Origin of the sequence: Aeromicrobium sp. Leaf272, from assembly GCF_001422865.1 — a bacterium.
GTDB lineage: Bacteria > Actinomycetota > Actinomycetes > Propionibacteriales > Nocardioidaceae > Aeromicrobium.
Genome location: NZ_LMMY01000001.1, coordinates 86,273 through 95,616, shown reverse-complemented (window position 1 = coordinate 95,616; position 9,344 = coordinate 86,273). Strand labels below are relative to the sequence as shown.

Sequence of the window (9,344 nt, the reverse complement as noted above, 5' to 3'; positions counted from 1 at the left end):
CCGGTCGACGACGGCCTTCACGAACGCCTCGGCGTCCTCCACGCGCGACAGGTCGGCCGGCTGGAAGAGGAAGCGGTCGGCCGTGGCCGGGTCGGACTCCCACGCGTCGACCTCGTCGGTGCGGCTGCGCGAGCACGTGGCCACCAGGTCGCCCTCGGCGAGGTAGGAGCGGACGATGCCGGCACCCAGGCCACGGCTGCCGCCGGTGACGATGACGACGCGGCCCCCGGTCTGCTCGGTCTGCCCGGTCTGCCCGGTCTGCTCAGTACTGGTCACTGCTGTCTCCTGACGATCTTCCCGCCGGCGGTCGCGACGTCGTCGACGAAGCGGATGCTGCGGGGGCGGGCGGCTGGGGGAAGGTCGGCGCAGGCGGCCTTGAGGCTCGCCTTGAGGGCGTCGTGGTCGTGCCCGGGTGCGGCCACGACCTCCAGCGCCACGACCGACCCCGTCATGGGATTGGGGCGGGCGAACACCCGGGCGACGTCGACGCCGGGCACCGCCCCGACACGCTCCTCGATCGGCAGCGGGTGGACCTTGACCCCGCCGACGTTGATCACCTCCGAGGACCGGCCGCGGAAGAGGATGCGGTCGTCGACGACCTCGACGAGGTCCCCGGTGGGGCGCCACGCGTCGGGGTCGACCGGCTCGTCGCCGTGGTAGCCGAGCATCCCGGTGCGCGACCGGATCCACAGCTCGCCGTCGACGATCCGCAGGTCGACGTCGGCGTCGTCGCCGCGGTCGAGGACGTCGGTCGAGAGGCCCGGGCGGTCGTCGCGCTGCGACCCGGTGGAACCGAACTCGGAGGCGGCGTAGACCTGCGACACCGAGGCGGAGGGGAACGCCGCGTGCACGTCGCCGAGCAGCGGACCGGGGATCGCCTCCCCACCCATCGTGACCTGCTCGAGCGGCGGGAGACCGAGACCGTCCCCGCGCGCCTCGGCCAGCAGGAAGCGCCAGTAGGTGGGGGTGGCGCTGGCGTGGGTGACGCCGAGCGCGCGCATGGCGGCCAGGCCCTCGCGGGGGCGGCGCGGTGCGGGAGCCACGAGCGTGGCGCCCGCGGCGAGCACGTGCAGAAGGACCTGCAGCCCGGCGAACTGGTGCAGGCCGTAGGCCAGCAGCCAGCGCTGCTCGGGAGCGGGGCCGACCCGGCGGACCCCGCGCAGCAACCGCTCCCAGTCGTGCCGCACGCCCCGTGGTGCCCCGGTGGTGCCGGTGGTGAGGACGAGGTGGGGGCGGGCGTCCGCGTCCGCGACGGCCGCGGCGGAGGGCCCGCGGGGGCCGTCGTCGAGCAGGTCGCGGACGTCGAGCACGGTGGCGGCGGCCCCGTCGAGGTCGTCGCGGTCGGTCACGAGCACCTCGTGGCCGAGCCGACGTGCCAGGTCGGCGACCTCGTCCGGCTCCACGGGCGGGTAGAGGCAGACCTCCGCCCCCACCAGCGAGGCGGCTGCGAGCAGCGGCACGACGTCGGCCGCCTCGAAGTCGACGACGCCGAGCCGGCGGCCGCCCTGCGCGTCGCCGGCGAGGTCGGTCAGTGCCGACGCTGCACGCTCGGCGGCCTCGAGGACCTGCGCGTACGTCCACGAGCCGTCGTGGGTCACGACGGCCACCCGGTCGGGGTCGACGTCGGCGACCCGGCGCAGCAGCTCGTGCACGACGGTCTAGGAGGCGCCGGCGACCGAGGCGTAGAACGCCTGGATGTCCGCGAGCGTCTGCGGCATGTCACCCGCGGAGTAGGGGTCGCTGCCGTGCTCGTCCTCGAGCGTGGCCGACAGCTCGGCGGTCTCGAGGGAGTCCAGGTCGGCGCCCCCGACGTAGAGCGGCGTCGTGGCGTCGAAGCCCTCGGGCAGCTTGTCGAGGCTCGTGAGGAACGCGACGACCGTGCGTTCGACGTCGGCGGGCGCGGTGCTCATGCTGTCTCCTGCGTCTCGGGGAAGGTGGCTGGTCCGCCACGCCGTGCACAACGACGTGACCGGGCGGGCGTCACGTACGGACTCAGTCGGGTCGACGGGCGGCCACGAGGCCGTAGCCGAAGGTGCCGTCGCGCCAGAACTCCTCGAGCACGTCGCACGAGCGCACGAAGGCCTCGTGCCCCTCCTGCCCGATGAGCTCGACCACCTCGTCGCGGTGGGTGGCGGCGTTGGCACGCCAGCGGTCGAAGGTGGGAAGCGTCGACTGCGTGAGGTCGTCGGCCACCTCCACCTCGAGGCCGAGCGCAGCCAGTCCGTCGGCGTAGTAGGCGAGCGGCTCGAAGTGGGCGTCGCCGAAGGCCTCGCGCAGGGTCGCGAAGTCCTGGCGTCGTGCGCGCACCTCGGCGAAGGGGATCTCGCGGTGCCGCAGCAGGTCGCAGAGGACCACGCGGCCGCCGGGACGGACCACCCGGGCGCACTCGGACAGCAGCGCAGGACGGTCACGCATCAGATGCGCCGACTCCAGGGCCCACGCCACGTCGAACGACGCGTCGGGGAACTCGTTCGCGGTGCCGTCGCGCTGCTCGAAGCTCACCCCGTCGACGCCCAGGTCGGCGGCGCGCTGCCGCGCCGTCTCCACGCCGACGGCACTCGTGGTGATGCCCACGACCTCGACCCCGAAGCCGGTCGCGAGAGCGCGTGCCGGACCGCCCGAGCCGCAGCCGACGTCGAGCAGGCGCAGCGTCGTGCCGGAGGCCGCGGCCTCCGGGAGGCGCGCGGCCTCGACCATGCGGCGGGTGAGCGCCGCGGTGGCGACGTCGAGCGGCTCGTCGCCGTCGGCGAACACGCCGTAGTGCAGCTCGTCGCCCAGGAGGAGCTGCCACGCGGCCGTGACGTGGTCGTAGTGGGCGGCCGGCTCGTAGGTGGGTCCCTGGCTCATGAGGCTGCTTCCGTCACGTCGCGGGAGCCGACCCGACGGGCCGGCGAGCCCATGACCACGGCGCCGTCGGGCACGTCGGACAGGACCACGGAGTTGGCGCCGACCATGGCGCGACGCCCGATCGTGACGCCTCCGACGAGCACGGCGTTGGCGCCGATGACCGCGCCGTCGCCGATCGTGGCGAACTCCTGGCCCTCGGCACCGCGCTCGTCGTAGTAGCGCGCGGCGCAGGTGACCCCGCCGGCGAACGTGACGTCACGACCGATGACCAGCCCGAAGCCGATGGTGGTGCCCACGGGGTGGGCCATCATGAAGCCGGGTCCGATCGTCATCCCGGCACCGAAGTCGGCGCCGATGAGCACGTTGGCGAGGGTGCGCAGCTGGTCGGCGAGCCGGCGACGGCCCGAGCGGTGCAGGCACTGCTGGGTGCGCAGGAGCAGGCTCGCCAGCAGCCCGGGCAACGAGGGCAGCCGCGCGACGACGGCGAGCCACGAGGCCCGCGCTCCCGGGCGGTAGCGCTCGTAGTCGGAGAAGACGAGCTGGGAGAAGCTGAGGTGGTCGGGCGACGAGGCGACCCCGGATTCGGTGACCATCGAGCGTCAGCCTAGGGCACCGGAGGGTGGGTTCGGGGCGTTGTGCGCCAAACCGCGATCGACAGCAGCGACACGCTCGCGATCGCCACGCCCAGCAGCACGACCGCCACCGCGGTCGCCGACTCCGACCCCGCCGCCAGCACCACGCCGACGACCATGACGGGGGTCAGCGCGAACTCGATCCGCGAGGCCGTGCCGCCGCGCTCCCGCCCCTGCAGGATGGCGATGAGCACGCGGCGCAGGCCCAGCAGCCCCATCGCGGGGACGAGCCAGTGGGCGATCGGCACGGCGTCGAGGAACGCGGAGCCGAAGGCGATCTCGATGACGGGCTCGGCGAGCACGGTGACCACGACGACGATGGGCACGAGCACACCCAAGCAGAGGGCCAGGCTGCGGCGCACGAGCCGGCCGTCACCGTCGGCCGCGGCCTGGGCTGCGGAGAAGCGGGGCAGGAGCACCACGGCGATGCCGGATCCCAGCATGGCCGCGAGCGAGGCGAGGGCCCCGGCGGTGGCGTAGAGGCCGAGCGAGACCGTGCCGGCGACCGCGCCCACGAGGATGCGGTCGAGGCCCAGGCCGTCGATCGGTCCCAACGTGCCCACGTAGGTGGACCGGGCCAGTCGCCACAGGTCGGACTCCTCGAGCGGGTCCCCTCCGCGTCGGGGCGCGAGCAGGCGCACCCCGACGACGAGACCGAGCGCGAACGAGCCCACCATCACCAGGCAGACCCCGAGGGCCGTGGCGCTGTCGGTGACGAGGAGGACGACCACCAGCGAGAGCGTGACGAAGGTCTGCGGGAGCAGGGTCGCGAGGGCGACCCGCGCCATCGGAGCGCCCTCGCCGAGCAGCGCCGACGTGACGATGCGGAACGCCATGTTCTCCAGGGCCAGCAGGACCACCGCGACGCCGAGCCACCAGGTGCTCGACGAGGAGAGCCCACCGTGGGCGAGCACGAAGACGATGCCGAACGGGACCGCGCAGACCACCCCGAGCACCGACCACCGCGACGCGAGGTGGCCGATGCCGTCGCGCGCGGTGACGCCGCGGTCGGCCAGTCGCTTGATGACGACGTTGGGAAGGCTGCCACCGAGGGTCAGGGCCGCGCCCGTGGCCGAGAGCGCCACCACGAGAGCCACCTCGCCGCGTCCCTCCACCCCGAGCAGCCGCGCGGAGATGATCCCGCTCACCGTCATGAGCAGCTGGACGACGAAGCCGCCACTGACCACCGCCAGCCAGGCGATCCGCTCGCCCCACCGGCCGGGCTGTCGGGTGGTGCTCACTGGGGGCTCACCGGGAGCCGTCCGGCCCCGGGAGGCCCAGCATGGCGCGTGCGTACCGGGCCGGGCTGACGAGGTCGGCGTCGCGCGTGGTGACCCGGTAGCCGGGGGCGAGCACGGTGCGCAGCGCGCGGCCGACGGACCGCACCTCCAGGTCGCACGCCTCGCCCGCACCCAGGGCATGCGCCTCCCGGGCCCGCACGACGGAGCCTGCGGTGACGACCGGGACCCCCGCCGACTCGGCCTTGCCCATGATCCCGCTGGGACCGTTGTTGGTGAGCAGCAGCGGGACGGCGTCCATCGCCGCGATGTAGCGGTCGAGCGTCGGGTTGTCGAGGTAGGCGTCGCGCACGAGCAGCCGGGACCGCGAGTCCTCGTCCAGCCCGTCGACCCAGGCGCGCACCTCCGGCGTCAGCGACCCGGCGATCACCAGGAGGACGTCCAGCCCCTCGGCCAGGATCGCCTCGAGGATCATCGGGGCGTTGCGCCGCTCGCTCACGTGGCCGAACACCCCGACCAGGGTCGCGTCGCCGGGCAGGTCCAGCTCGCCTCGCCAGCGCGTCCGGTCGCGCGCGTGGGCCTCGCACACGTTCGGGTCACCGATGCGGCGCACCACGACGCCCGTGCCGAGGTCCTCCCGGCCGGAGAACCCCACGACGCGGTGCAGGCACCCCCGCAGCATCGCCAGGAGGGCGAGCGCGGCCTTGGGTGCTCGCAGCCGCCACCCCGTCAGGTCGGTCGGCGCCAGCCGCGCCGGGTAGCGCGTCAGCATGAAGGTGACCCGGGGCCGCAGCGACCTCAGGTGGCGGGGTGCGACCCACCACCACCGCTTCAGCGACTGGTCGCCGTCCATGACCAGGACGTGCACCGGTCCGGCGCAGCTCGCACCGCAGGACGCCACGGCCCGCGCGACGTCGGCGGTGGGCGGCTGCGTGCCGACGAGGGCCTCGACCAGCACGAGGTCGCCGGCTCGGTGCTGCGCGCCGAGGTGCGCCTCGAACTCCTCGGTCGCCGCGGCGCCCTGCGAGGTCAGGAGCACCACGGGGCCGACCGACCCCGCCTCGGCGACGACGAAGGAGACCGACTGGAAGTGGTGTCCGCCGTGGTCGGGCTCGACCACGAGGGTGGTCCCGCTCTGCGCCATGTGCACTCCTGTCGACTCCGGGGCCGCGCCCACAGTACAGATCGTTCGCCGCGGGCGGAGCGCCTTCCGGGAGCGACCTCGGACGCGGTCGCTCAGTCCCGCACGAAGATGTAGTTCAGGCCCTCGATCTGCAGCAGGCGGTAGCCGTGCCGCCTCAGGAGCCGCGTCGAGGCGAGCACGTGCCGGACGCGGTGGTCGTCGAACTCCACGCACAGCACCCGCGGTCGGACGTCGTCCGCGAGCATCTGCCGCAGCACGGCGTGCTCGGCCCCCTCGATGTCGAGCTTCAGCAGGCCGGCCCTGGTCTCGCCGGCCGCCGCCACGAGCGACCGCACGGTCAGGACGGGCAGGGACCGCACCGGGGTCGTGCTGGCGGCGGCGTCGGCGTGCGGGTCGATCGCCCACGACTCGCTCCAGGTCTCGTCCTGGGCGAAGCTCAGCTCGCCGTCCTCGGTCCAGACCCCGACCGGCAGGAGGTGGAGCGACGGGTGCTCACGACGCACGTGCTCGACCGCGGCGGGGGTCGGGTCCGCGGTGTGCACCGTGTAGCCCAGCCGCTGCAGCTCCACGTCGAAGGAGACGTCGGTGCCGGCCCCCACGCAGAAGGCTGGTCCGCTCGAGGGATCGACCTCGGGGATCCACCAGCCGCCGTAGTAGGTGCCGAACCTCAGCATCCCCGGTGGACGCTCCGGGCGCAGCAACCCCTCGAGCGCGAAGATCGTGAGCTTGGTCCGAGCCTTCGCGGCGACGATCCTCAGTGACACCGTGGTCCCCTTCGATCCGGCTTCCCGACTCGGCGACTCTAGCGTCGCGAACACTTCCCCGGGGCAGCGTTGCCGACGACGCGCCACTCCCGGCCCGGCGCGACTCGTCTCCTCGTTGGCACCCGGAGCCCGCCCCGGGACGGCTAGATTCGTGCCCGGGTCGGTCCCACGGCCCCGAGAGGAGACCTGCATGCCCTGGCTGAGGAACGCCGCCGTCCACGGACTCGCCCGTCGCGGCCTCGCGCTGCGTCGGCACCCGGCCTCCCGCCGCCAGAGCCTGCTCGCCGGGCTCGGCGTCGACCTGGTCGTCGACGTCGGTGCGGCGCGGGGCGGCTTCGCGCAGGAGGTGCGTGCCTTCGGGTACCGCGGACGGATCCTCTCCTTCGAGCCCCTGGCCGAGGCCTACGCCGACCTCACCGCCGTGTGCGCCGACGACCCCGCGTGGGAGGCACGCCGCAGCGCGCTCGGGTCGGAGTCCGGCAGCGCCGAGATCAACGTCGCCTCCAACAGCGACAGCAGCTCCCTGCTGCCCATGGACGACCGCCACCGGGCAGCGGCGCCCCAGGTCGACTACGTCACGACCCAGACGGTGGCGGTCTCGACGCTCGACGCCGAGCTCGGGACGGACCCCACCCGTCGCCCCTTCCTCAAGCTGGACACCCAGGGCTTCGAGCGGCAGGTGCTGGCCGGCGGTCGCGCCTCGCTCGACCGGGCCGTGGGCCTGCAGCTGGAGCTCTCCTTCGTCCCGCTGTACGACGGCGGGATGCTCGTGGACGAGGCGATCTCGCTGGCGTACGAGCACGGTTTCGTGCTCGCGGCGATCGAGTCCGGCTTCGCCTCGCCGGACGGACCCGTCCTGCAGGCCGACGGCGTGTTCGTGCGGGGCTGAGCGACCGTGCCGCCGACTGCCCGCGCCACCCGTAACCTCGCCGGTCCCGTGGGGTTGAAGGGGTGCCCGTCCAGGCCCGAGGGAGCCCCATGACCGACCAGACGTTCGCGAACCGCGCACGCGAGACCGCCAAGCTCGCCCTGCGCCGGACGCTGCAGCGCGCGGACCTGCAGATCGGGAGGGGCTCCTACGCGAGCCACCTCGCCCGGACGCTGCGCTCGCGCGACGTCGACACGGTGCTCGACGTGGGTGCGAACGTCGGCCAGTTCGCGACCCTGCTGCGCAGCGCCGGCTACCAGGGCCGGATCATCGGGTTCGAGCCGCTGTCCGGTGCGTTCGCCGTCCTGAGCGGGCGCGCGGCCAAGGACGAGCACTGGACGGTGCACCACCAGGCGGTGGGGGCCGAGGCCGGGACGACGTCCATCAACGTCGCGGCGAACTCCTACTCCTCGTCCCTGCGGGCGATGACCGAGGCGCACCGCACGGCGGCGCCGGGCTCGGACTACGTCGCCACGGAGCCGGTCACGGTCACCACGCTCGCCGCCGTCGTCGAGGAGCACGGGCTCGACCCCGCTCGCACCATGGTCAAGATCGACACCCAGGGCTTCGAGGACGAGGTGCTGCGCGGCGCCGGCGACCTCGTGGGCCGCTTCGCCGCCCTGCAGCTGGAGCTGTCGTTCGTCGAGCTCTACGCGGGACAGCGGCTCCACGACGAGCTGGTGCGGGACCTGGGGTCCGCCGGCTACCGCATCCACCAGCTCGAACCCGGGTTCTCCGACCAGCAGGGACGTCTGCTGCAGGTCGACGGCCTCTTCGTCCTCACGTCCCACGATCTCTAGGTTGGTCCTCGTGCACCCTCGTGTCCGCTCCGTCGTCCGTCCCGTCGTCATGGCCGTCAACACACCCGTGGCCCGCACCCGCGCGACCCGGGCCATCGACGCCGCCGCGCGGCCGTTCAAGCTCGAGGTCGGTGGGCTGGCGCCCCGGCCCGGCTGGGTGGTCACGAACGTCAACGCCGTGACCCGCCACTACCTCGACGCCACGCAGACCTGGCCGATCGAGGACGGGGCCCTCTCCCACGTCTACTCCGACAACGTCGTCGAGCACCTGCCTCTCGAGGCGGGCCGCGTCATGTTCGCCGAGGCCTACCGCTGCCTGCGGCCCGGCGGCGTGATCCGCATGGTCACCCCCGACCTGGGCGCGCACGTCGAGCGCTACCTCGCGGGCAAGGCACCACGGGGCGACGCCGAGGCCGCCATCTACGAGGAGGTCGGGCTCACGGTGGAGCACCCGCTCGACTGGGTCCGCATCCCCATCGCCTCCTTCGGGCACCACGAGGGCTACGTGTACGACTTCGCCGCCCTCTCCGCCGAGCTCGAGCGGGCCGGCTTCTCGTCCGTGGTGCGTGCCGAGCTGGGCAGCAGCGTCCACCCCGAGCTCGACGGTCTCGACAACCGGGTGATGGAGGGCGGCGCCCAGATGGCCGTCGAGGCGGTGCGCTGACCGCCTCGCCGAGGTCCGGCGTCAGTCCAGGATGATCGCGAGCCCGCGCTCGAAGGAGGCGTCGAGGTCGGGGTCGGCCTCGACGATGCCGACGGCGGCGGCCTGGCGGTGCAGCTGGGTGGCCTGGGTGTGCCCCACGACGTAGAGCAGCAGGGTGCGGGCGACGTCGCGGTCGCTGTGCGCGGCGAGCGCCTCCTCGAGCGCGAAGACCCCGAGCCGGAACGCGGCGGTCGTGGCCACCACCTCGGCACCGTCGCGCACGGCCAGCATCGCGGCGCGCAGCCGGGTCGAGGTGGCGGCGAGGTCCGCGTCGACCTGCACGTCGGC

Annotated in this window: 11 protein-coding genes and 1 pseudogene; 3 read left to right on the top strand and 9 right to left on the bottom strand. The window is 73.8% G+C overall.

Going from position 1 to position 9,344, the window contains the following annotated elements; translation table 11 throughout:
* The 8 genes from ASF38_RS18230 to ASF38_RS00470 all read right to left on the bottom strand — a co-directional run.
* A partial coding sequence (locus ASF38_RS18230) for an SDR family NAD(P)-dependent oxidoreductase (RefSeq protein ID WP_200914346.1) occupies positions 1–276 on the bottom strand: 276 nt, incomplete at its 3' end.
* Positions 273–1,652: a class I adenylate-forming enzyme family protein gene (locus ASF38_RS00500; protein ID WP_056572935.1), complete on the bottom strand. Its 1,380-nt coding sequence runs from the start codon at positions 1,650–1,652 to the stop codon at positions 273–275. The genes ASF38_RS00500 and ASF38_RS18230, both read right to left, overlap by 4 nt.
* A 6-nt stretch (positions 1,653–1,658) precedes the next feature.
* The gene (locus ASF38_RS00495) at positions 1,659–1,910 is read right to left on the bottom strand and encodes a hypothetical protein (RefSeq protein ID WP_055969676.1); all 252 of its coding nucleotides are present in this window, start codon (positions 1,908–1,910) and stop codon (positions 1,659–1,661) included.
* 82 nt (positions 1,911–1,992) lie between these two features.
* Complete coding sequence (locus ASF38_RS00490; protein ID WP_056572932.1) at positions 1,993–2,847, bottom strand: methyltransferase domain-containing protein; 855 nt, start codon at positions 2,845–2,847, stop codon at positions 1,993–1,995.
* On the bottom strand, positions 2,844–3,440 hold the full coding sequence (locus tag ASF38_RS19495; protein ID WP_056572930.1) for a serine O-acetyltransferase: 597 nt from the start codon (positions 3,438–3,440) through the stop codon (positions 2,844–2,846). Before ASF38_RS19495 ends, ASF38_RS00490 begins: the two co-directional genes overlap by 4 nt.
* An 11-nt stretch (positions 3,441–3,451) precedes the next feature.
* The gene (locus ASF38_RS00480) at positions 3,452–4,720 is read right to left on the bottom strand and encodes a lipopolysaccharide biosynthesis protein (RefSeq protein WP_056572927.1); all 1,269 of its coding nucleotides are present in this window, start codon (positions 4,718–4,720) and stop codon (positions 3,452–3,454) included.
* 7 nt (positions 4,721–4,727) lie between these two features.
* Positions 4,728–5,861: a hypothetical protein gene (locus ASF38_RS17735; RefSeq protein WP_056572925.1), complete on the bottom strand. Its 1,134-nt coding sequence runs from the start codon at positions 5,859–5,861 to the stop codon at positions 4,728–4,730.
* Between the two features lie 92 nt (positions 5,862–5,953).
* A complete protein-coding gene (locus ASF38_RS00470; protein ID WP_056572922.1) occupies positions 5,954–6,625 on the bottom strand; it encodes an FkbM family methyltransferase in 672 nt (223 codons plus the stop codon).
* Positions 6,626–6,815: 190 nt separating this feature from the next.
* Here ASF38_RS00470 and ASF38_RS00465 point away from each other — a divergent pair, with 190 nt between their 5' ends.
* The 3 genes from ASF38_RS00465 (at position 6,816) to ASF38_RS00455 (ending at position 9,017) form a co-directional block, all read left to right on the top strand.
* Positions 6,816–7,514: an FkbM family methyltransferase gene (locus ASF38_RS00465; RefSeq protein WP_056572919.1), complete on the top strand. Its 699-nt coding sequence runs from the start codon at positions 6,816–6,818 to the stop codon at positions 7,512–7,514.
* A gap of 89 nt (positions 7,515–7,603) precedes the next feature.
* Complete coding sequence (locus ASF38_RS00460; protein WP_056572916.1) at positions 7,604–8,353, top strand: FkbM family methyltransferase; 750 nt, start codon at positions 7,604–7,606, stop codon at positions 8,351–8,353.
* Between the two features lie 10 nt (positions 8,354–8,363).
* The gene (locus ASF38_RS00455; RefSeq protein WP_156366727.1) at positions 8,364–9,017 is read left to right on the top strand and encodes a methyltransferase domain-containing protein; all 654 of its coding nucleotides are present in this window, start codon (positions 8,364–8,366) and stop codon (positions 9,015–9,017) included.
* A 21-nt stretch (positions 9,018–9,038) separates the two neighbouring features.
* Here ASF38_RS00455 and ASF38_RS00450 read toward each other — a convergent pair.
* Positions 9,039–9,344 (bottom strand): annotated as a pseudogene (locus tag ASF38_RS00450) (TetR family transcriptional regulator); the annotation flags it as partial.